The sequence below is a fragment of the Streptomyces sp. Edi2 genome, from assembly GCF_040253635.1.
In the GTDB taxonomy this organism is placed as follows: domain Bacteria; phylum Actinomycetota; class Actinomycetes; order Streptomycetales; family Streptomycetaceae; genus Streptomyces.
This window is the reverse complement of the sequence record NZ_JBEJGX010000003.1, coordinates 5,262,468-5,283,332: the sequence shown is the minus strand read 5'-3', so window position 1 is coordinate 5,283,332 and position 20,865 is coordinate 5,262,468. Positions and strand designations below refer to the sequence as shown.

The window sequence follows — 20,865 nt, the reverse complement described above, 5'->3', positions numbered from 1 at the left end:
AGCCCGGTCGGCCACTGAGGCCGCACCCTCACGCGTCCCGTCCCGGCGCAGCGCCGCCCCGGAACCCCGTCCGGAAGTCACCGGCGCGCACCCGGCGTACCCGCGTGCCACCTCTGCCACTACCCCCCGTAACTGCCCCGGAGGAGAAGAACATGAGCCGTAGCGACGTCCTCGTAGACGCCGACTGGGTCGAGGCCCACCTGGAGGACCCGAAGGTGGTTCTCGTCGAGGTTGACGAGGACACCTCGGCCTACGACAAGAACCACATCAAGAACGCCGTCCGGATCGACTGGAAGAAGGACCTCCAGGACCCGGTCCGCCGCGACTTCGTCGACCAGGAGGGCTTCGAGAAGCTGCTCTCGGCCAAGGGCATCGCCAACGACGACACGGTGGTCCTCTACGGCGGCAACAACAACTGGTTCGCCTCCTACGCCTACTGGTACTTCAAGCTCTACGGCCACGGCAGCGTCAAGCTGCTCGACGGCGGCCGCAAGAAGTGGGAGCTGGACTCGCGCGACCTGGTCGACGGCTCCGAGGTCCCCCAGCGCCCGGCCACCGACTACAAGGCCAAGGCCCAGAACACCGCCATCCGCGCCTTCCGGGACGACGTCGTCGCCGCGATCGACAACCTCAACCTGGTCGACGTGCGCTCCCCCGACGAGTTCAGCGGCAAGCTGCTCGCCCCGGCGCACCTCCCGCAGGAGCAGTCGCAGCGCCCCGGCCACGTGCCCAGCGCCCGCAACATCCCGTGGTCGAAGAACGCCAACGACGACGGCACCTTCAAGTCGGACGACGAGCTCAAGGCCCTCTACGAGGGCGAGTCGGTGGACCTCGCCAAGGACACCATCGCCTACTGCCGCATCGGTGAGCGCTCCGCGCTGACCTGGTTCGTCCTGCACGAGCTGCTGGGCCAGAGCAACGTCAAGAACTACGACGGCTCCTGGACCGAGTACGGCTCGCTGGTCGGCGTGCCGATCGAGCTCGGCGCGGCCAAGTAAGCAAGCAAGCTTCTCCCTCACCCCTCAAGGAAGTACCCCTATGTGTGGAGCACAGGCAGGCGGCCCGGACGCCTCGACCATCAAGCCCGGTGAGACCACGATCCAGGGCAGCGTGACCCGCGACGGCGAGCCCGTCACCGGCTACGTCCGCCTCCTGGACAGCACCGGTGAGTTCACCGCCGAGGTTCCCACCTCCGCGACCGGACAGTTCCGCTTCTACGCGGCCGAGGGCACCTGGACGCTGCGCGCGCTCGTCCCGGGCGGCACCGCCGACCGCACCGTCGTCGCCCAGCAGGGCGGCCTGGCGGAGGTCGCCATCGCTGTCTGACGGCGGGAGTGGCCGCGGCTCCGCAGCAGGGGCCCCGCCACGATCCGTACGGCCGGAGGGCCGCACCCCGGAGGTTTGGACGCCTTGGCCGGGGTGCGGCCCTTCGTGCCGTCCGGGCGCGAACGGCGTTTCCCCCGCCGACTTCTGTCCTGCCCCGCACGGACTTACCGTGGAGTTATGGACGCGCACCGCCGGTCGCCCGTACAGCGCCGCCATCGCAGGTACTTCGTCCTGATGGGCGTGTGCCTGGTGCTGTTCGTCCTGGCCTGGGGTGTGGTGCGGCTGTGGTCGGTGCCGGCCGCGGTGGGCATGTGTGTGGTCGCCATGGTGATCCCGCCCGTCGCGGCGATCATCGGCAACCGCCGGGAGCCCGGTGAGCGCTGGTGGGACGAGTCCGGCGACCCGGAGTCCGACCGCTGGTGGCGCGAGCTGGACGACCGGGGCGACGACAAGCACACGCAGTAGCCGCCCCGGGCACCACGGGCCTCAGTACACCAGCGCCTGGACGTCGTCCGGCATGATCTCGCTGACGAACAGCTGGGAACCGGCGATCCCGGCCCCCTCGATCAGGTCCTTCTGCTCGATGTCCCGCCGGGCCGCGCACTGGGTGCAGACGGTGATCGCGCCGCCGCCGGCCCGGATCCCGTCGATCAGCTCCGGCAGGGGCGCCGCATGCGGCAGCTCGAAGTCCGCCGCCCGCCCCGGGAGCGCGAACCACACCGACTCCCCGGTCAGCCACAGCGACACCTCGACACCGCTGGCCACCGCCACCGCCGCCACCGTGAACGCCTGCGAGCACCGCTCGGGCGCATCCGCACCCGCCGTCACCTTGATCACGAGCTTCTTCGCCATGAGGCAAGAGTAGGGGCGGTGGACCTCACAGCGCCGTTGTCACCGCCGCGGACTAGACTCTCAGGCGGTCCGTTACACCCTCACTCCATTCAGGGAGCGCGCTCGTGCTTGAGGCATTCTTCACCACCCTGCTGGTTCTGGTCGGCATCGGCGTGATCTCGTTCGCCGCTCTGACCTGGAAGAAGCTGTACCAAGGCCAGCGCTGAGCCTTCGCTCCCCCAGCCACCGGCGGGTGGCAGCCCCCCCGGCGGGTGCCAGCCCATCCACCAGCCTCCACGGAGCGCCCTGCGCGCCCCTGTCGGTTCCCCTCCACATAGATCGCCTGAGCTCTCATGATCGAGATCCCGTCCGACCTGAACCCGGCCCTCGTGCCGCTCGCCTTCCTCCTCGGCAACTGGGAGGGCGCCGGCGTCGCCGAATTCCCCGGCACCGAGAAGTGCAACTTCGGGCAGGAGGTCAGCTTCACCCACGACGGCCGTGACTTCCTGGAGTACACCTCGCACAGCTGGGTGCTCGACGCCGAGGGCAAGAAGGTGCGCCCGCTGGAGAGCGAGAGCGGCTACTGGCGCATCGACGCGGACCGCAAGGTCGAGATCGTGATGTGCCGCGACCAGGGCGTGGTGGAGGTCTGGTACGGCGAGCTGGCCGACCAGAAGCCGCAGATCGACCTGGCCACCGACGCCATCGCCCGCACCGCCGCCTCCGGCCCGTACAGCGGTGGCAAGCGGCTCTACGGCTACGTCAACAGCGACCTGATGTGGGTCGGCGAGAAGTCCACCCCGGACGTCCCGCTGCGGCCGTACATGTCGGCGCACCTGAAGAAGGTCGCCGACCTCAAGGAGTGGGCGGAAAGCCTCCCCGAGGACACGCCGGACGGCGTCTCCTTCTTCCGGCCCGACGGCACGCCCTACAACCCGTAAGCACGACGGGAGAGCCCCGCCACGGCGGGCGGACGGCAGGCTGATACCGCGGCCCGCCCCCGCCCGCCGCCGGTCCTCCTACACTGGCCCTGTGGTGACCACCGACTGGCAGAGCGACCTCCGCAGGCGCGGATACCGCCTGACCCCGCAGCGTCAGCTCGTACTGGAGGCTGTGGACAGGCTGGAGCACGCCACCCCTGACGACATCCTCACCGAGGTACGCAAGACCGCGGGCGGGGTGAACATCTCCACGGTCTACCGGACCCTGGAACTCCTCGAAGAGCTGGGCCTGGTCAGCCATGCCCACCTCGGACACGGCGCCCCCACCTACCACCTCGCCGACCGCCACCACCACATCCACCTGGTCTGCCGGGACTGCTCGGACGTCATCGAGGCGGACCTGTCGGTGGCCGGGCCGTTCACGGCGCAGTTGCGCGACCAGTTCGGCTTCGAGACGGACATGAAGCACTTCGCGATCTTCGGACGCTGTGCGGCCTGCCGTGAGAAGGCCGCCGGGGGCGACGGCTGAGGGCGACGGCCGAGGGCGACGGCTGAGACCGTCGCGGGCGGGTCGTAGGCTGGCCTCATGCTGCGACCATCACCCGCCAGCCCCCTGCTGTCGCTGCCCGGCGCCGTCCCCGCCGAGGCTCCGGACGAAGGCGTCGCCGCGCACTACGGAGACCTCTTCCGTGAGCAGCGCGCCCTCGCCGACGGCTCCGGCTTCGTGGACCTCTCCCACCGCGGCGTGGTCACCGTCTCCGGCGCCGAACGGCTGAGCTGGCTGCATCTGCTGCTCACCCAGCACGTCAGCGACCTCGCGCCCGGCCATGCCACCGAGGCGCTGATCCTGTCCGCGCACGGCCACATCGAGCATGCGGTCTACCTCGTCGACGACGGCGAGACGACCTGGATGCACACCGAACCAGGCCAGCAGGAGGCGCTGATCGCCTACCTGGAGAGCATGAAGTTCTTCTACCGGGTCGAGGTCGCCGACCGCACGGACGAGATCGCCGTCGTCCATCTGCCGGCCGGCTCCATCACCGAGGCGCCCGGCAGTGCCGTCGTCCGCGAGACCGCGCACGGCCGCGATCTGTTCCTGCCGCGCGCCGAGCTGGAGCCGTTCGCCGCTGCCCACGGCCCCGCGGTCGGCGTCCTGGCGCTGGAGGCGCTGCGCGTCGAGGCCCACCGCCCCCGGCTGGGCCTGGAGACCGACCACCGCACCATCCCGCACGAGCTGGGCTGGATCGGCACCGCCGTCCACCTCCAGAAGGGCTGCTATCGCGGCCAGGAGACCGTCGCCCGGGTCCACAACCTGGGGAAGCCGCCGCGCCGGCTGGTCTTCTTGCACCTGGACGGCAGCGAGGTCCATCTGCCGCCGCACGGCGCCCCCGTCCGTCTCGCCTCGGACGGCGAGGAGGGCCGGCAGCTCGGCTTCGTCACCACCTCGGCCCGCCATCACGAGCTCGGCCCGATCGCGCTGGCCCTGGTCAAGCGGAATGTGCCGCTGGACGCGCAGTTGACGGCGGGCGGCACGGCGGCGGCGCAGGAGGCGGTCGTCGAACCGTAGGGCGCGCCGCGGCCGTGGCACGCCCCACGGTCGTGGGGCGTGCCACGGCCGTGGGGCGTGCGCTTCGGCTGTAGGGCGTGCGCTTCGGCTGTAGGGCGTGCGCTTCGGCTGTAGGGCGTGCCACGGCCGTGGGGCGTGCGCTTCGGCCGTTGGGCGTGCCTTGGGTGCACGGCGGCACTCCGGCGCAGGGGGTTACACCTCTACCAGCACCGTGAACGGCCCGTCGTTGGTCAGCGAGACCTTCATGTCCGCGCCGAAACGGCCGGTCTCCACGTGGGCGCCCAGCGCCCGCAGCTGCGCCACGACCTCGTCGACCAGCGGCTCGGCGACCGGCCCCGGGGCCGCGGCGTTCCAGGTGGGGCGGCGCCCCTTGCGGGCGTCACCGTAGAGAGTGAACTGGCTGATCACCAACAGCGGCGCGGCGGTGTCCGAGCAGGACTTCTCGCCCTGCAGAATCCGCACCGACCACAGCTTGCGGGCCAACTGCGCCGCCTTCTCCGGGGTGTCCTCGTGCGTGACCCCCACCAGCACGCACAGCCCCTCACCGACGATCTCCCCGACCGTCTCGCCCGCCACCTCGACGCGTGCGCCGTCAACCCTTTGCACCACAGCTCGCATACCCGCCATCATGCCGGGCGGCCCGCCGCCTTCGGACAGCCGTGCCCCTCCGGGGGCCGTTCGGGTGCCATGGCCCTGCAGAAGGACCGCCCAGAGTGGCACGATGCGTGCACGTGGTGCGTTTCATGGACAACATGCCCAGGAAGCGGCACCGGACGAGGGGACGGAACGACCCATGAGCACTCTCGGCGCCGGACAGACACCCGGTCCCGTACCAACCGCCCGTACGACACCGGCCGGCCGGACGACCTCCACCGCCCCCACGCCAGACACCGCCCATCCGGCCGGCACCCCACCACCCCCCACCGCCCTGCCGACGACCACGGCATCGGCTCGCGTCGAGCCCCCCGGCACCGAGGACGGCCCCATGCCCAAGGCAGGCCAGGCGCAGCACCCCCGCCCCCCGCAGCAGCGCGACCGCTGCCGTCCGGTCACGGCGCCCGAGCTGTCCGGCCTGGGGCTGCCCGAACTGCGGGTGGTGCGGCGCGATTCACAACAGGAAGAGGCCGATCTCAGCTATCTGCGACGGCTGTTGCAGGGCCGGATCGACATCCTGCGCGCCGAGATCGCCCGCCGGTCCGCGCAGCAGTCCCCGCTGCTCGACCGGCTGCCGGAGATCCTGACGGACCTGCCGTCCCGGCACCGCTCGTCGGCCCGGCATGTGACGGTCGGCACGCCGCACAGCGAGGAGTACCGCAGGCTCGCCGAGGAAATCCTCGGCGAGGTGGAGCTGTCCGACCTCACCGCGCGCACTGACCAGGAGCTGCAGGACGCCATGGGCCGGCTGATCCGCTACGAACAGCAGGTGTCGCGTCGCCGTCAGTCACTGCAGCGCACGGCCGACGATTGCAGCGCCGAAATTGCCCGCAGGTACCGTGAAGGCGAAGCGCAAGTAGACGACCTGCTGTCCTGACCGGGCCACAAGCCTTCGGGGGGCGACGGGTCACTCCCCGGAAGGCCGCCGATGACCTCGCCCACTCCGATATCCGCACCGACGCCGGAAGCCGGTGCAGAGGCCGGCGCTGAAGCCGGCGCGTCTTCGCCGGTGTCCCCCGTGCTCGCCGAGGTCGTCCGTTCCGGCTTCGTCGAGGGCCGGCACCGCGGGTCCCTGGTGGTGCTCGCGGCGGACGGCAGCGTGGAGTGGTCGCTGGGCGAGGTGACCACTCCCGTCTTCCCCCGCTCCACGAACAAGCCGATGCAGGCCGCGGCGGTTCTGCGGGCGGGGCTGGAGCTCTCCGGCGAGCGGCTGGCGCTGGCCGCCGCGAGCCATTCCGGCGAGCCGTTCCACCTCGACCTCGTGCGGAGCATGCTGGCCGAGCACGGGCTGACCGCGGAGCAGCTGCAGACGCCGGCGGATCTGCCGCTGGACCCCGAGGAGGCGGAGGCGTATCTCGCCGCCGGCCGGGTCCGTGACCGCCTCACGATGAACTGCTCGGGCAAGCACACCGCGATGCTGGCCGCTTGCGCGCGCAACGGCTGGCCGCTCGACTCGTACCTCGACCAGGCGCATCCGCTGCAGCAGCTGGTGGCCGAGGGGGTGCGTGGTGCGAGCGGCGAGGACGTCGCGCACATCGGCACGGACGGCTGCGGCGCGCCGCTGCTCTCGCTCTCCCTGACCGGGCTGGCCCGCGCCTTCCGGTACTTCGTGCTGGCCGAGCCCGGCAGTCCTGAGCGACGGGTTGCGGATGCGATGCGTGCCCACCCTGAGTACGTTGCGGGCACGCGGCGGCCGGACACCTGGCTGATGCAAGCCCTTCCGGGCACGCTCGCCAAGATGGGGGCCGAGGCGGTCCAGGCTCTGGCGCTTCCGGACGGCCGTGCCCTCGCCTTCAAGGTCGACGATGGTGCGGGCCGCGCTCTGGGCCCGGTTCTCGGCCGGACCCTGCGGCTCATGGGGGTGGACGCTGCGGTGCTGTCCCGGCTGGAGGATGCCCCGCTCTTTGGCGGAGGGGTACGGGTGGGGGAGATCCGGGCTGCGTTCTGAGGGGTGGGGGTTAGCTCGGGTGGGCTGGGCTGGCGCTTGGCTGCGGGCTCGTTTGCGCCGTCCGGCCTGTGGTGGCTGGCGCCTTGCGGGGTTCGTGGGTGCCGCTGGGGCCGGAGGGGACGCACCGCGACCCTCCCCCAGCCTTCGGCCGGGAGGTGCCCCCACGGCGCGGGCGCATCTGGTACGTGGCATGGGCACCCCGGCGTTCGCTCCGGTCCTGCGGGCGGGTCCCGCGGTACATCCCCTCCGGCCTTCGTGCGTTCCCGGCTGCCGGCCGGTGGCACTGTCCGTCACCGATCAAATGCACACTCACACCCCAGCTCAGGCCAAGGCCTCCGGGGCGGGGGCCACCGGGCGGCCCCCATCCATGCCCAGCCGAGAGCCGCAGCCACCATCGCCCCTCCTCGCGCCCGCTGCCCCGACAGCGGTGGCCTGCATAAGGTGGCGATGACACAGTGCAGGCACGCACCACCCACCACAGCAGGAGGCCGGCGACCATGAGCGACGCGAATTCCGAGCCGCAGGGGCCCGAGGCGATCGAGCACGCGCACGACCCCGAGGTGCTGCAGCTCGCGGCGAAGGTGTTCGACCTGGCACGGCACGGCGACACCGATACCGTCGCCGCATACGTGGACGCGGGTGTCCCCGCCAACCTGACGAACGACAAGGGCGACTCGCTGGTGATGCTGGCGGCGTATCACGGTCACCCCGCCACCGTGGAGGCCCTGTTGCAGCGTGGCGCCGACGCCGACCGTCCCAACGACCGTGGCCAGACCCCGCTCGCCGGCGCGGTCTTCAAGGCCGAGGACGAGGTCATCAAGGTTCTGATGGCACACGGCGCGGACCCGTCGGCGGGCACCCCCTCGGCCATCGAGACGGCGCGGATGTTCGAGAAGTCGGAGCTGCTGAAGCTGTTCGGGGCGGAGTGACCTGAGGGCTGCTCGCCCGTGGACGAGGCCCAGGCATGGCCTATGCGCTTGACCTCAAGTCCGCTTGAGGTCCTAGCGTCGGTGGTCAGCGGCGCTCCCGCCGCTCATGTGTCACGCCACGAAGGGCCCCGCATGTCCGAGCACCCCTACCGCCTTGCAGTGATCATCGCCAGCACCCGGGAGGGCCGGTTCGCCCCCGTCATCGCGAACTGGTTCTCCCGGCACGCCGCCACCCATGCGCATATCGACCTGGACGTCATCGACCTCGACGCCGTCCGCCCGTACGAACTCCGCTACGGCAGCGAGGAGTACGAGTCGTTCGCCAAGCGCGTCGACGAGGCCGATGCATTCGTCGTGATCACGCCGGAGTACAACCACTCATTCCCGGCCCCGCTCAAGCACGCCATCGACCTGCTGCACCGCGAGTGGCAGGCCAAGCCGGTCGGCTTCGTCTCGTACGGCGGGATCTCCGGCGGTCTGCGCGCCGTTGAGCAACTGCGGTTGGTTTTCGCCGAGTTGCACGCCACCACGGTCCGCGAAACGGTGAGCTTCGCGCTCTCCGGCAACCTCTTCGACGAGGCGGGCAGCCTGCATGACCCGGCCCCCGCCACACAGGCCGCCGACACCCTGCTCAACCAGCTGACCTGGTGGGCGGTGACCCTCCGCGAGGCCCGCGCGACCCGCCCGTACGGCGGCTGAGCAGCCGTGGAGCCGCTGCCGGATTACCGCCGCACCGCCGTCGCCAGATGTACGTTCATCGCGCACGGAATGCTGCCGTCCGGCAGCGCTGCCGCCGCCGACTCCCCCTCGAATCGGGCCCGTAGGTCCGCGGTGGCCGCGGCGTCGAACGGTCCGAGGTCGTAGAAGGAGCCGACGGTGCGCCAGATCCGCTCGGGTGGCCCGGACAGATCGATCCGTACGGTCTGCCACTCCACGGGACCGAATCCGGCCGCCCCGAACACCTCGTCGAAGCCCTCGTGGCTGCGCAGTCGCGGATCCCCGAGCGGCGGGGGCCGCTGCTCCGGCGGCGCCGCCTTGAACAGCGGCTTCGCCAGCCGCACAAACCTCTCGTACGCCTCGCCGCCGGCCGCCCCACCGCCCACGACGACGGCCAGCGTCCCGCCCGGCTCCAGCACCCGCGCCAGCTCCGCCGCGACCTGTTCCGCGTCGCTCATCAGCATCAGCGCCATATGGGAGACGCAGCCGTCGAAGTGCGATGAGTCAAAGGGAAGTTGTTGTGCCCGGCCGACGCGGAGGTCCGCCCGTTCGACGCCCGGGCGGCGGCGAGCCAGCGCCAACTCCTCGGCGGACAGGTCGATCCCGGCAAGGCGGCGCCGGGCGCCCGCCTCCCCGGCGGCGAGAAGTTCCAGCAACAGCCCGTCGCCACAGCCGAGATCCAGTACCCGGCGGCACGCCGCCACCCGGTCCCGCAGGAGGTCGTAACTGGAGCGGCCGTCCCCGGACCGCCCGTGAGCCATCGCCCGCGCCGTCACCGCGGGATGCGTGGCATGAAAGGCACGCAGAAAGTCTTCCCGGTTCATCGCCATGCGGCGACCCTATGAGCCCGCGGTCCGGTAGCCCTGTAGGCCCGTGGCCCTGTGGCCTGGCGGGACCTGGCAGACCCGGCAGATTTGGCAGACCTGCCGGGCCGCAGGGCCTGCCAGGCGAGTCAGGCGGGTCAGGTGCGTACGCGGGTCAGCCCTCGGATGGGCGCTCCTGCAGTGCCCAGCCGTTGCCGTCCGGGTCGCTGAAGTAGACGAACGAGTTCCACGCGCCGCCGGGACCGTCGGCCATCGCCCCGTCCTCCACATGCTGCACGGGGCCGGCCGCCACGCCCCGTTCGACCAGTTGCGCACGGGCCGCGGCGATGTCGGAGACCACCAGCTGGAGCCCCTGCAGGGAGCCGGGCTCTCCCTCCGCGACCCCGTCACCCGCGCCGATCACGATCGAGCAGCCCGACCCCGGCGGCGTCAGCTGCACGATGCGCACCGCGTCGCCGACGCACATGTCGTGATCGACGGCAAAGCCCATCTGCTCGCCGTAGAAACGCTTGGCCCGCTCCACATCGGTCACCGGAACCGGCACCAGTTCGAGCTTCCAGTCCATGGCGCGCCGTCCTTCCGTACGGGCAACGGCCCGGAACGGCGACCGCCGGCACCGGCCCGCTCACGCTGCAAAAAGTCTAGGCCGCATGGGGAGTTCTCGCGGCGCGGCTACTCGGGCAGGGGGCGGTCGTCGACGACGTGCTTCATGACGAGGGTGGAGGTCAGGCGCTGGACGCCCGGCAGTCTGGCCAGTCGCTGGTCGTAGAGCTGCTGGAAGGCGGCCAGGTCGGTGGTGGCGATGCGCAGGAGGTAGTCGGGCTCGCCGAACAGGCGCTGGGCCTGGAGCACGTGCGGGACGGCGGCCACTGCCTCCTCGAAAGCGGTGACGGTGTCGCGGTCCTCCCAGCGCAGCGTGGCGAAGACGAGGGCTTCGAAGTCGAGGCCGACGGCGGCGGGGTCCACCACGGCGCGGTAGCCGCGGATCGCGCCTCCTCGTTCGAGGTCGCGCAGGCGGCGGTGGCAGGGCGACACGCTCAGCTGCACGCGGGCGGCGAGCTCGGTGACCGTGAGACGGCCGTCCAACTGCAGCTCGGTAAGAATCTTCCGGTCCAAGGCATCCATGGAGAAGATTCTCCCTGCCGGAGGGCGATCATGGAGTAAATGCGGAAACATTTTTGGGTGGATCCGGCCTAACCTTCCCTCCGTAGCGCAGAACGAGAGCGGCGCGAGAAGGAAGAGAAGGACCGGGCTGTGGAAACAACAACGCTGGCGGCTTTCCTGGCAGTGGATCTCCTGCTGGTGTTCACCCCTGGCGCGGACTGGGCCTTTGCGATGGGGGCGGGGCTGCGGGACCGGTCGGTCGTGCCGGCGGTCGCGGGACTGATAGCCGGGTACGCGGGATACACGCTGCTCGCCGTCGCGGGCCTGGTGGTGATCGTGGCGAGCTCGACGACTCTGCTCACCGCGCTGACCGTCGCGGGTGCGGTCTACCTGGTGTGGCTCGGCTGGGGCGTGCTGAGGCAGCCGGCCACGCTGACCGCCTCCGGTACGACCGCGGGCTCCTCCCGCTTGCAGATCATGCTCAAGGGGGCCGGGACCAGCGGCCTCAACCCGAAGGCGTTGCTGCTGTACTTCTCGCTGTTCCCGCAGTTCATCGACCCGGCGACGGGCTGGCCTGTCGCCGCGCAGACGGGATTGCTCGGCACGCTCCACATGACCGCATGCGCCGTCGTCTACCTCGGCGTCGCCGTGCTCGCCCGGACCGTCCTCAAGACCCGGCCGTCGGCGGCCCGGGCGGTCACCCGGGGCTCCGGTGCCATGATGATCGCCATCGGCGGGCTCCTGCTGGTGGAACGTCTGGCCGGCTGACGGACCCACCGCCCCGACGTGCTGACCGTCGAGTACAAGATCAACCTTCTCGCGCCCGCCGTCGGCGACCACATAGAGGCGGTCGGAACGGTCCTGAAGTCCGGACGCACCCTGACCGTGTGCCAACTGGAGGTGTTCGGCGTCCAGGGTGAGCAGCGAAAGCTCGTTGCGAACGGGCAGCAGACGCTGATCTGCCTCAACAGCCCCGCTGCGGCACGTTGACGACGGCTGCTCCCGGGCCGGTCACCGGTTGACGAAGGTCATGCTGGCCTCGTCGTACCGCGTACCGGCGATCCGGGCGGCCGGCGCGGCGGCGTCGATCGCGGCGAGTTCTTCGGCGGTCAGCTCGATGGCGAGCGCCCCGAGGTTCTCCTCCAGGTACTTCACCCGGCGGGTTCCGGGGATCGGCACGACGTCGTCCCCGCGGTGCTGCACCCAGGCCAGCGCGAGCTGTCCGGCGCTGACGCCCTTCTGCGTGGCGAGCGCGTCCAACTGCTCGACGATGGCCAGGTTCTGCTCCAGGTTGCCGTCGGCGAAGCGCGGCTGGCTGCGGCGCAGATCGGACTCCGGCAGGCCCTTCACCGAGGTGTAGCGGCCGGTCAGGAAGCCTCGTCCGAGCGGCGAGAACGGCACCAGGCCGATGCCGAGTTCACGGCACACCGGGGCGATCTCCTGCTCCAGGTCGCGGGTCCACAGCGACCACTCGCTCTGCAGCGCGGCGATCGGATGCACCGCATGCGCCCGCCGCAGGGTCGCCGCGCTCGCCTCGGACAGCCCGAGGTGCCGCACCTTGCCCGCCGCGACCAGTTCGGCCATCGCACCGACGGTCTCCTCGATCGGCACGTCGGGGTCGACGCGGTGCTGGTAGTAGAGGTCGATGTGCTCGACCCCGAGCCGGCGCAGCGAAGCGTCGCAGGCCTCCCGTACGTAGGCGGCGTCGCCACGGATCGCGGTCGGCTCACCGAGCCGGTTGGCGAACCCGAACTTCGTCGCCAGCACCGCCTCGTCCCGGCGGCCCGCGATGGCCCGGCCTATCAGCTCCTCGTTGTGCCCCGCCCCGTAGAAGTCGGAGGTATCCAGCAGGCTGACACCGAGGTCGAGCGCCCGGTTGATGGTCGCGATCGACTGCGCGTCGTCCGACTCCCCGTACCCATGGCTCATCCCCATGCAGCCGAGACCCTGCGCGGAAACCACCAGCTCGCCGAGGCGACGCGACGGGACGTTCTTCTTCGTGGTCATGCTGCTGCTACCTCCTGGAATACGGCGGACGGATCCGGGGCTCTGAGTCCCTGCCGCTGTCTCTCTGTCTCTGACGCTCTGCCTGTGAGTCTCGGCCGCTGAGCCTCGGCCTCTGGCTCTCTGCCTCTGATCCCGTCCTGATTGCTGAACTCCGGTCCCGCGTGGCGGCCTTGTACCGGAGTCACGTCCCGGACGGTATGAGTTGAAGCGCACTTCAAGTCAACACGGCATCGGTATGGGTCGGTACGGGGCCGTCTGCGCTGACGAGCCTCCCCCGCCCCGGTGCTCTGAGAAGCCCGCCCGTTCTGGCGGGGCTTTCTTCCCTGAGCCGCCGGCCGCGCCCGGCCGCCGTCAGCCGCCGTCGCCCGCTATCGCCCGCAGCGCCTGACAGTGCGCGGCGAAGGCGGTGCGGCCGGCGGGCGTCAGGGAGAGCCAGGTGCGTGGGCGCCTGCCGACATACCCCTTGGCGACGGCGACATAGCCGGCCTTCTCCAGGGTGGTCATCTGTCGCGACAGGACCGAATCGCTCACCTCGACGGTGTCGCGGACAAAGGCGAACTCGGCCTTTTCGGCAGCCGCGAGAGTCGCCACGATGGAGAAGCGGACCGGTGCGTGTATGACGTCGTCGAGCGCGTGACGCGGATGTGCCTCGCGATGCGGGTCGGTCACCGCCGGGCCTCCAAGTAAGCGCTTATCAGTCCGGGAAGGGCAACCACCAGTGCGCCGGGCACCCACCACGCCGGGGCCCCCTGGAACCACATGAGGCCCAGGACCAGCACCGCACTGTAGAGCAGCCCCCAGGACGCGATCATGACGCCGAGCCGCCATCCGAAACCCCGGCGGGCCACGCGCTGTCGGGCCACGTAGACGGACAACCCGACGATGGTGGCGCACCACAAGCCGCTGCCGATCGCGACGCCGTGAGGCCGGCCCAGCAGTCCGGTGAAGAGCACCTGGATCGCGGTAGCGCAGCCGAAGACCAGGTAGTACCAGACGTACCACCTCGTTCCCTTCCGCACCTTCGAGCTCAGCATCTGCGCACGGTCCAGTGCGGCCGCTGCTTCCTGCGAGGCGTACTCCGCCATGTTGTCCCCCCGGCAACTGGTACTGCTCCGACTTCCTGCATACAGCGTGACAAGTACTTTCCGGTATGACAAGTACTTTCCAGCCATTCGCTTCCCGCGCGAACTCCCCTCTGCCCGGGATCCGTTGATCCGTTTCTCCGTCGCTCGGTCTCGGCGCTCCGTCGCCCTGCCGCGGCCGCCCACCTGTGCGCCGAGGCCAGGTCAGGTAATGTTGCGCCCTCAGTAGTGGACCGACTCAGGAGGTGAGACCGATTCCCCGCCAGACCAGGCAGGTGCTCCGGGCTCACGCGCCCCTGCGGTCCCCTCGATGCAGGTGACCGTCCGACGCAGATGACCCGGGAAGCGCCGTCGGCGCCCCGAAAGGCTCACATGTCGTCGTTTCAGATGTCGTCCCGTCCGTCACCTCTCTCCTTCTCCTGCGTTTCCCCCTCCCCGGCCCCCGTTTCTGCGCCGCTCTCCCGTTCCGCCGTCGTCACCACGCTGCGCGCCGCCGGCTGTGTCTTCGCGGAGGACGAGGCGGAGCTGCTTCTGTCCACCGCCCGGACGGCGGACGAACTCGCCGCCATGGTGGAGCGGCGCACCTTCGGGCTGCCGCTGGAACACGTCGTCGGCTGGGCCGAGTTCCACGGCCGACGGATCATCGTCGATCCCGGGGTCTTCGTACCGCGCCGCCGCACCGAGTTCCTGGTGGACCAGGCCATCGGCCTCGGCCTGCGGACCGCCGAGCGCACCGGGCGGCCCACGGTCGTCGTCGATCTGTGCTGCGGATCGGGCGCGGTGGGCGCGGTACTGGCCACAGCCCTTCACCGGGTCGAGCTGTACGCCGCCGATATCGAGCCCGCCTCGGTGCACTGCGCCCGCCGCAACATCACCGACGCCGGGGGCCGGGTCTACGAGGGCGACCTCTTCGATGCGCTCCCCGCCGGCCTCCGGGGCCGTATCGACATCCTGGTGGCCAACGTTCCCTACGTACCGACCGAGGAGGTCGGGTTGTTGCCGCCGGAGGCCCGCGAGTTCGAGCCGCTGGTGGCGCTCGACGGCGGCGCGGACGGGCTCGACGTCCTGCGGCGGGTGACCGCGGCGGCCCCGCAGTGGCTGGCCGCCGGGGGCCATCTGCTGGTCGAGACGAGCGAACACCAGGCACCGCGGGCCGTCGAGGCCTTCACCCGCAACGGACTGCTCCCCCGGGTGGCCGATTCCGACGAGCTCTACGCCACGGTGGTCATAGGGACCCGGGAGCCTGCCGCCGGGGAGGGCCGGGCAGCCGGACCGCCGTAGCCTCCCGCTTGCTACCTCCTACCTCCTGCTTCCTACCTCCCGGACACCGCTACCACCTGCTTGCCCACCACCCCGCCTCGCTCGAAGGCCTGATGCGCCGAGGCGATGTCCGCCAGCGGATACACGCTGTCGACGACGGGCCGCAGTGCGCCAGAGGTCACATAACCGGCCAGGTCACGCAGCACAGCGGTGTCGGGGTTGGAGCTCAAGGTGCGGATGCGGCGGGCGCCGTGCACGCTCGACGCGGCGATGGCCGCCATGGAGGATGCCGACAGCGCGATGGTGGCCATCCTGCCGTCGCGGGTCAGCCGGCGCCGGTAGGAGTGCAGTTCCGAGCCGACGGTGTCCAAGATGACGTCGAACGGTCCGACCCGGTCCGGCGTGGTGGTGCCGTAGTCGAAGACCTCGTCGGCTCCCAGCTCTTGCAGCGCCCCGGCATGGCGGCCGCGGGACAGCGCGGTGACGTGCCCACCCATCGCCCGGGCCAGTTGTACGGCGGCCGTACCGACTCCGCCGGCGGCGCCACGCACCAGGAGGCGTTCGCCGCTCGCGAGGTGCAGGGTGCCCCGCAGCGCGGCCAACGCGGTCGTTCCCGCCACGACCAGAGAGGCCGCCTCCACCGGCGAGAGGTCTGCCGGTGCGGGACCGATGCGGCTCGCGGCGACCACGACGTATTCGGCGGCTCCACCGACGGCGTTCCGCTTGAGCGGGGGCACCGTGCCCCACACCCGGTCCCCCACCTGGTACTGAGAGACGTCGGCACCGGTTGCGGCGACGACACCGGCGAAGTCCAGTCCCACACCGATCGGGAACCGGCGTCCGGACACGATCCGCAATCCCCCGGCGCGCACGATCGTGTCGAGCCCGTTCACGCTCGACGCCTCGATCGATACCAGGACCTCGCCCGCACCGGGGGCGGGACGGTCAACGTCGTTGACCTTGAGGACATCCGGGGTGCCGTAGCCGGTGATCTGAGCGGCCTTCATTTCATTTCCTCACGGTAGGTAGTTGCTGGTCTGGTCCGGTCTGGTCAGGGCTGTGGAAGTGGTGGTGGCGGCCGGCTTCGACGGCGGGGGCGTGGGCCCGGGCGGCCTCGGCCGGCGAGAGAGCGGGGGACGGCAGCGGCAGCGGGAAGCGCCACCTGGAAGCGACACCGGTAAGCGGCACACACCATCAATCATCCATCGCGTGTGATTTCTTTGTATCACGCATGATGGATGATTGATGGCTCACACGGAGGCCCTTATGGCTTGAATCACACGGCTCGTATGATTCGTGGATAGGATGGGACGCATGCAGCAGCCCCTCCACCGTCGCCGGCCGACCCCGAGCAACCCGCGCGTCCAGCGCACCCGCAACCGCGTACTGACCGTCGCTCGTGAACTGCTGCCCCAGGCCGGTCCGACCGGGCTGACGTACGCGCTGCTGGCCGAGCGCGCCGACGTCACCCGCCAGACCCTCTACCGCCACTGGCCCAACCGGGCCGCGCTGCTCTTCGACCTGATCCTGGAGGGCCCCGACCTCGGCAACTACCCCGAGCCGGGCAGCGACGTACGCACCGTTGCCGTCGACTGGCTGAAGAGCCTGCGCGACGGCATCAGCGAACCGGCCATCCGCACCGCGGTACTGGCCATCACCGCCCAAGCCGACCACGATCCGGACAGCGCCCAGGCCCTGGTGCGCATCGGCCAGGACCGCCGCGCAGCCCTGAACAAACTCCTGGAACCCTCAGGCATCCAGATCGACGACACCGAGCACACCCTGCTCTACGGGCCGGTGCTCGCCAGGCTCTTCCTCGACCGCGGCCAGGTGACCGACGGGTTCATCGACGCCGTCGTCACCCAATGGCTCACCACACTCGAAAGACGGCACGGCCGGAAGCTCGACGAAAGCCAGGACCAGGGCCAGGAACAGGGTCAGGGTCAGGACTAGTCCATGGCGGCCGGTTCCGGCAGGGCACCCGGACGCGCGCGGGAGGCGGCCGCCTCTCGTCCCTCGCGCCGGCCCAGCGCCGCGAGGATCAGGGTCACGGTGACCGATCCGGCCGCCAGCAGCGTCATCGCCGTGGCCGGGGAGGTCAGTTGGGCCAGCGTGCCCGCCAGGGCCGCGCCGACGCCCTGCAGGGTGGACATGCCGACGAAGTGCAGGCCGAGAGCCTGGCCCGCGAGGTCGTCGGGGGTGAGGGACATCAGGCGTTCCTGCAGGACCAGGCTCGCGGCGAAGCCGACGGCGGCGACGGCGGCGGCCACGGCCGACAGCGCCACTCCCGGCCGCAGGACGAAGAACAGGTACGGCGTCGCCAGCAGCAAGCGCAGCGGGAGCGCAGCGGGAGCGCGAGGCGGGGGCGCCACGCGGGCGGCACCAGGCGGCCCACCGTCACGTCGCCCACGAACATGCCCAGCGCCCCGCACGCGAACAGCGTCCCGGCCGCCCCGGGGGCGTAGGAGACGAAGAGCGAATCGCAGCCGACCACCAGGCCGTTGGGGATCCACAGGCCGAGGTACGTCAGGCGGCGGGGGCGCGAGGACCACAGGAGGGCGTTGGTGCGCCAGGTCGCCGCGACGGACGGGCGGCCGGAGGAGCGCGGCGGGCGGACCGTGAGACCCAGGCGGGTGCCGAGGGCCGCCAGCACGTACAGCGCCGCCGCCAGGAGCAGGCATGCCCTCGGGGTCAGGAGCGCCAGCAGCGCGCCGCCCGTCGCGAAACCGGCGACCTGCATCAGGCCCCAGAGCATGTTGAACACGGAACGGCCCAGGACATAGCCGTCCTTCGGCAGGATGTCGTTGAGCAGCCCCGCGCGCACGTCCCCGCCCAGGGACGCGATCAGGCCCTGCGCCAGCACGACGGCGAAGAGCGCCCGGACCGGCAGGCCGGGCAGCGCGAGCACCGCCGTACCGGCCGCGAAGGCGAGGGCGAGGCCGGTGAGGGCCGCACGCGGGGGCAGTCGGTCGGCGCCCGAGAGCAGGAACGTGGCTCCCAGCAACTGCGCCAGTTGCGGGCCGAACATGCTCACCGCCGACAGGAGCGGGGAGCCGGTGGCCCGGAAGACCAGCGTGCCGAGGGCCAGGCCGCCGATCGTCTGGGCCGCGGCGTGGGCGGCGAAGGAGAGCAGGAACGGGGTGAACTCCGGGGTGCGGAACAGGGTGCGGTAGCTGCGCATGCGTCGGAGTCTCCGAGCGGCCCGGGGGCTCCGGTTATTGTTTCGCCGACGCGCGAAAGGTCGTACGCATGGGCTTATGGCAGATCGACACCGACACCCTCGCCCGCAGCCGGTTCGTGCTCTCACCGTTCGCCGAGGCCTTCGCGAGCCTGAAGCTGCTGCACGCGGGAACCGGCGCCCATCCGGGCGAGGAGGCCTGGCTGCGCGCGCACCTGCCCGGCTACCGCGCGCGCCTCGCGGCCGACCCGGTGACCGCGCTGCTGGTACGGGCGGCGGTCGGCACGTCCTGGATCGCCGACTTCATCTGCCCCACCTCGTGCGTCGGGGAGAGTTTCGAGAAGAGCGTGGCCCGGGTGCGGGCTGCCGGGGCCGCGGAGGCGCGCGCCGATCTCCGGGTGTCCCTCCGGGGCCCGCTCCCCGCCGCCCTGGAGCGGGACGACCTGCCCGAACGGGCGACCGCGCTCCTGACGTACGTCTGGGAAGAGACCGTGCGGCCGTACTGGGAGCGCCGGCGGCGCGTCCTGGAGGCCGACATGGTCGCGCGGACCACGCAGGTGAGCCAGGGCGGCTGGGCGGCCGTGCTGGACGATCTGCGACCGGGGACGCGGTGGCTCGGGGAGAGCCGGTTCCAGGTCAACCTGCACGCGTATCCGCCACGGGAGATCGCCGCCGGGGCCGAGCTGCTGTTCATGCCGGTGACGCCGAGGTCCGGGTGGGTGTCATGGGAGGGGCGGGAGCGGTACGCCGTCGTCTATCCGTGCCTCGGGGTGCTCGCCGAGGACCACGACCGGCGTCCCGTCCCGGCCGGCCTCGGGGCACTCATCGGAACCGCCCGGGCCCGGTTGCTGGTGCTGCTCGGAACTCCCCTGAGCACGACCCAACTGGTCGCCGTGACCGGGCAGGGGCTGGGCTCGGTGGGGCGCCATCTGCGGGTCCTGCTGGACGCGGGACTGGCGGGAAGGCGGCGGGCCGGGCGGTCGGTGCTGTATGTGCGGACGGCGGCCGGGGACGTCCTCGTGGAGGCGTCGGGGGCCGGTACGAGTGACCAGGAGACGGACCCGGGGAGCCACTGGCCGGGTGCGTTGCCCGGCGGTGAAAGGGCACACGCTGAGGTGCCCGAACGTTGACCCCGGGCCGGTGACGCCCCGCGTCCTCGGTCTCCCGCGGCCCACCCGCCTGGACCACTTCTGCTAGCACCGCGCTTGCAATAGTTAGCACTTCCGGGCACCATCGAGGTATGGCATCACTCAACGTCGGCAATCTCGGCGAGTTCCTGCGGGAGCAGCGGCGCACGGCGCAGCTGAGTCTGCGGCAGCTCGCGGATGCCGCCGGGGTGTCCAACCCGTACCTCAGCCAGATCGAGCGCGGCCTGCGCAAGCCGAGCGCGGAGATTCTGCAGCAGCTCGCCAAGGCGCTGCGTATATCCGCCGAGACGCTGTACGTCCAGGCCGGGATTCTGGACGAACGGCAGGGTCTGGACGGGGTCGAGGTACAGACCGCGATACTCACCGACCCGGCGTTGAACGAGAGACAGAAGCAGGTCCTGCTGCAGATCTACGAGTCCTTCCGCAAGGAGAACGGGCTCGGGAGCGGCGGCAAGGACACCGCTGTGAGCGGATTTGAGGACGGGCGCGACACGGACTCCCTTGAGACAGAGGCCGACGGCGGCCCGCACGCCACCTGAGCAACCGATTTCGTTTCCAGGAGGAATAACGTCATGGCCATCAACACCGATGACCTCCGCAAGGCCCTGACCGACGCGACCCCGCTGTACGCCCTGGCCGGCACCGTCGACCTGGCTGCCGAGAAGCTCGGCGAGGTGCCGCAGTTCGTCGAGAAGATCCGGATCGAGGCGCCCAAGCGCTTCGAGTCCGTCCGCAGCACCGACCCCAAGGACGTCCAGGCCCTGGTCACCAAGCAGGCCAAGGACGCCAAGGAGAAGCTGACCGAGCTGCTGGGCTCGCTGGACGGCGACATCAAGAAGGTCCGTGACCAGGCGCAGGAGCTGGCGCTGCAGGGCGTGGGCCGCGCGGCCGAGGCCGTCGTGAAGACCCGTGAGGGTTACGAGGAGCTGGCCGAGCGCGGTCGCGGCGCGGTGGCGACCTGGCGCGGCGAGGCCGCCGACCAGGTCGAGGACCTTGCGGTGGCGATCGAGCCGGAGCCGGCGCCGAAGCAGGCGGGCAAGAGCGGGACGAAGCCCCAGACCGCCACGGCGACGAAGAACCAGACCACGAACGGCACCAAGGCGGAGACCAAGGCCACCCCCTCGGCACAGCCCAAGCCGGCCACGACGAAGAAGCCCGTCGCGCAGCGCAAGCCGACCCCCGCGCCGCCGCAGCGCAAGCCGGCACCGGCGCAGGCGAAGAAGAGCACCCCGCCGTCCGCCAAGTAAGGACACCGGGCGCACACCACCGGGCGAAGTGAGCTCGCTCACCTTTCGCCGAGGCCCCCGTTTCACGGGCCGGGCCGGGCACACTTCGGGTGCCCGGCCCGT

The 20,865-nt window shown here is 71.0% G+C and carries 25 protein-coding genes and 2 pseudogenes; 17 read left to right on the top strand and 10 right to left on the bottom strand.

Going from position 1 to position 20,865, the window contains the following annotated elements; all coding sequences use genetic code 11:
* Positions 1-152 precede the first annotated feature (152 nt).
* The 3 genes from ABR737_RS26640 (at position 153) to ABR737_RS26630 (ending at position 1,791) form a co-directional block, all read left to right on the top strand.
* Positions 153-998, top strand: coding sequence for a sulfurtransferase (locus ABR737_RS26640; protein ID WP_350252852.1), 846 nt, complete (start codon positions 153-155; stop codon positions 996-998).
* 40 nt (positions 999-1,038) lie between these two features.
* Positions 1,039-1,326, top strand: a complete 288-nt coding sequence (locus ABR737_RS26635; protein WP_030085405.1) for a DUF1416 domain-containing protein — start codon at positions 1,039-1,041, stop codon at positions 1,324-1,326.
* 177 nt (positions 1,327-1,503) lie between these two features.
* Positions 1,504-1,791: a DUF3099 domain-containing protein gene (locus ABR737_RS26630; protein WP_086718475.1), complete on the top strand. Its 288-nt coding sequence runs from the start codon at positions 1,504-1,506 to the stop codon at positions 1,789-1,791.
* A gap of 21 nt (positions 1,792-1,812) precedes the next feature.
* On the opposite strand, the gene ABR737_RS26625 is transcribed toward ABR737_RS26630, so the two are convergent.
* A complete protein-coding gene (locus tag ABR737_RS26625) occupies positions 1,813-2,178 on the bottom strand; it encodes a DsrE family protein (RefSeq protein WP_030085401.1) in 366 nt (121 codons plus the stop codon).
* 332 nt (positions 2,179-2,510) lie between these two features.
* Between ABR737_RS26625 and ABR737_RS26620 the strand changes: the two genes are divergently transcribed.
* The 3 genes from ABR737_RS26620 to ygfZ all read left to right on the top strand — a co-directional run bounded on the left by ABR737_RS26620 (position 2,511) and on the right by ygfZ (position 4,665).
* Complete coding sequence (locus tag ABR737_RS26620; RefSeq protein ID WP_328385282.1) at positions 2,511-3,098, top strand: heme-binding beta-barrel domain-containing protein; 588 nt, start codon at positions 2,511-2,513, stop codon at positions 3,096-3,098.
* Between the two features lie 91 nt (positions 3,099-3,189).
* A complete protein-coding gene (locus tag ABR737_RS26615; protein ID WP_350252849.1) occupies positions 3,190-3,627 on the top strand; it encodes a Fur family transcriptional regulator in 438 nt (145 codons plus the stop codon).
* Between the two features lie 57 nt (positions 3,628-3,684).
* Complete coding sequence (ygfZ, locus tag ABR737_RS26610) at positions 3,685-4,665, top strand: CAF17-like 4Fe-4S cluster assembly/insertion protein YgfZ (RefSeq protein ID WP_350252847.1); 981 nt, start codon at positions 3,685-3,687, stop codon at positions 4,663-4,665.
* A gap of 192 nt (positions 4,666-4,857) precedes the next feature.
* On the opposite strand, the gene dtd is transcribed toward ygfZ, so the two are convergent.
* Complete coding sequence (gene dtd, locus ABR737_RS26605) at positions 4,858-5,283, bottom strand: D-aminoacyl-tRNA deacylase (protein ID WP_128509918.1); 426 nt, start codon at positions 5,281-5,283, stop codon at positions 4,858-4,860.
* Positions 5,284-5,458: 175 nt separating this feature from the next.
* On the opposite strand from dtd, the gene ABR737_RS26600 reads away from it, so the two are divergent.
* The 4 genes from ABR737_RS26600 to ABR737_RS26585 all read left to right on the top strand — a co-directional run bounded on the left by ABR737_RS26600 (position 5,459) and on the right by ABR737_RS26585 (position 8,895).
* Positions 5,459-6,196, top strand: a complete 738-nt coding sequence (locus ABR737_RS26600; protein ID WP_350252845.1) for an RsiG family protein — start codon at positions 5,459-5,461, stop codon at positions 6,194-6,196.
* A gap of 51 nt (positions 6,197-6,247) precedes the next feature.
* Positions 6,248-7,267, top strand: coding sequence for an asparaginase (locus ABR737_RS26595; RefSeq protein WP_350252844.1), 1,020 nt, complete (start codon positions 6,248-6,250; stop codon positions 7,265-7,267).
* A 497-nt stretch (positions 7,268-7,764) separates the two neighbouring features.
* A complete protein-coding gene (locus ABR737_RS26590) occupies positions 7,765-8,196 on the top strand; it encodes an ankyrin repeat domain-containing protein (protein WP_350252842.1) in 432 nt (143 codons plus the stop codon).
* Between the two features lie 132 nt (positions 8,197-8,328).
* Positions 8,329-8,895, top strand: a complete 567-nt coding sequence (locus ABR737_RS26585) for an NADPH-dependent FMN reductase (RefSeq protein WP_350252841.1) — start codon at positions 8,329-8,331, stop codon at positions 8,893-8,895.
* A gap of 23 nt (positions 8,896-8,918) precedes the next feature.
* Here ABR737_RS26585 and ABR737_RS26580 read toward each other — a convergent pair whose 3' ends face one another.
* The 3 genes from ABR737_RS26580 to ABR737_RS26570 all read right to left on the bottom strand — a co-directional run bounded on the left by ABR737_RS26580 (position 8,919) and on the right by ABR737_RS26570 (position 10,862).
* Positions 8,919-9,743: a class I SAM-dependent methyltransferase gene (locus ABR737_RS26580; protein WP_350252840.1), complete on the bottom strand. Its 825-nt coding sequence runs from the start codon at positions 9,741-9,743 to the stop codon at positions 8,919-8,921.
* Between the two features lie 148 nt (positions 9,744-9,891).
* Positions 9,892-10,302 carry a VOC family protein gene (locus ABR737_RS26575; protein ID WP_350252839.1) on the bottom strand — a complete coding sequence of 137 codons (411 nt, stop codon included), beginning with the start codon at positions 10,300-10,302 and terminating at the stop codon, positions 9,892-9,894.
* 107 nt (positions 10,303-10,409) lie between these two features.
* On the bottom strand, positions 10,410-10,862 hold the full coding sequence (locus ABR737_RS26570) for an Lrp/AsnC family transcriptional regulator (protein WP_350252837.1): 453 nt from the start codon (positions 10,860-10,862) through the stop codon (positions 10,410-10,412).
* Positions 10,863-10,991: 129 nt separating this feature from the next.
* Here ABR737_RS26570 and ABR737_RS26565 point away from each other — a divergent pair, with 129 nt between their 5' ends.
* Entirely contained in the window at positions 10,992-11,609 is a 618-nt protein-coding gene (locus ABR737_RS26565) for a LysE family translocator (RefSeq protein WP_350252836.1), read from the top strand.
* A 15-nt stretch (positions 11,610-11,624) separates the two neighbouring features.
* Positions 11,625-11,831, top strand: a pseudogene (locus ABR737_RS26560) (PaaI family thioesterase); the annotation flags it as partial.
* A gap of 21 nt (positions 11,832-11,852) precedes the next feature.
* Here the strand turns inward: ABR737_RS26560 and ABR737_RS26555 are convergent.
* The 3 genes from ABR737_RS26555 to ABR737_RS26545 all read right to left on the bottom strand — a co-directional run bounded on the left by ABR737_RS26555 (position 11,853) and on the right by ABR737_RS26545 (position 13,933).
* A complete protein-coding gene (locus ABR737_RS26555; RefSeq protein ID WP_350252835.1) occupies positions 11,853-12,848 on the bottom strand; it encodes an aldo/keto reductase in 996 nt (331 codons plus the stop codon).
* A 351-nt stretch (positions 12,849-13,199) separates the two neighbouring features.
* Positions 13,200-13,517 (bottom strand): winged helix-turn-helix domain-containing protein, encoded by a 318-nt coding sequence (locus ABR737_RS26550; RefSeq protein ID WP_350252833.1) that lies wholly within the window; start codon positions 13,515-13,517, stop codon positions 13,200-13,202.
* A complete protein-coding gene (locus tag ABR737_RS26545) occupies positions 13,514-13,933 on the bottom strand; it encodes a hypothetical protein (protein ID WP_350252832.1) in 420 nt (139 codons plus the stop codon). Before ABR737_RS26545 ends, ABR737_RS26550 begins: the two co-directional genes overlap by 4 nt.
* 384 nt (positions 13,934-14,317) lie before the next feature.
* Here ABR737_RS26545 and ABR737_RS26540 point away from each other — a divergent pair, with 384 nt between their 5' ends.
* Positions 14,318-15,211, top strand: a complete 894-nt coding sequence (locus ABR737_RS26540; protein WP_350252831.1) for a putative protein N(5)-glutamine methyltransferase — start codon at positions 14,318-14,320, stop codon at positions 15,209-15,211.
* Positions 15,212-15,243: 32 nt separating this feature from the next.
* Here ABR737_RS26540 and ABR737_RS26535 read toward each other — a convergent pair whose 3' ends face one another.
* Positions 15,244-16,197, bottom strand: a complete 954-nt coding sequence (locus ABR737_RS26535; RefSeq protein ID WP_350252829.1) for an NAD(P)-dependent alcohol dehydrogenase — start codon at positions 16,195-16,197, stop codon at positions 15,244-15,246.
* 307 nt (positions 16,198-16,504) lie between these two features.
* On the opposite strand from ABR737_RS26535, the gene ABR737_RS26530 reads away from it, so the two are divergent.
* The gene (locus ABR737_RS26530; protein WP_350252827.1) at positions 16,505-17,143 is read left to right on the top strand and encodes a TetR/AcrR family transcriptional regulator; all 639 of its coding nucleotides are present in this window, start codon (positions 16,505-16,507) and stop codon (positions 17,141-17,143) included.
* On the opposite strand, the pseudogene ABR737_RS26525 reads toward ABR737_RS26530, so the two are convergent.
* A pseudogene (locus tag ABR737_RS26525) lies at positions 17,140-18,371 on the bottom strand (MFS transporter). The gene ABR737_RS26530 and the pseudogene ABR737_RS26525 overlap by 4 nt on opposite strands.
* Before the next feature lie 68 nt (positions 18,372-18,439).
* Here ABR737_RS26525 and ABR737_RS26520 point away from each other — a divergent pair.
* The 3 genes from ABR737_RS26520 to ABR737_RS26510 all read left to right on the top strand — a co-directional run bounded on the left by ABR737_RS26520 (position 18,440) and on the right by ABR737_RS26510 (position 20,763).
* A complete protein-coding gene (locus ABR737_RS26520; protein WP_350252825.1) occupies positions 18,440-19,498 on the top strand; it encodes an ArsR/SmtB family transcription factor in 1,059 nt (352 codons plus the stop codon).
* A gap of 110 nt (positions 19,499-19,608) precedes the next feature.
* The gene (locus tag ABR737_RS26515; RefSeq protein WP_350252824.1) at positions 19,609-20,055 is read left to right on the top strand and encodes a helix-turn-helix domain-containing protein; all 447 of its coding nucleotides are present in this window, start codon (positions 19,609-19,611) and stop codon (positions 20,053-20,055) included.
* Positions 20,056-20,088: 33 nt separating this feature from the next.
* A complete protein-coding gene (locus ABR737_RS26510; protein WP_350252822.1) occupies positions 20,089-20,763 on the top strand; it encodes a hypothetical protein in 675 nt (224 codons plus the stop codon).
* Positions 20,764-20,865 lie beyond the last annotated feature (102 nt).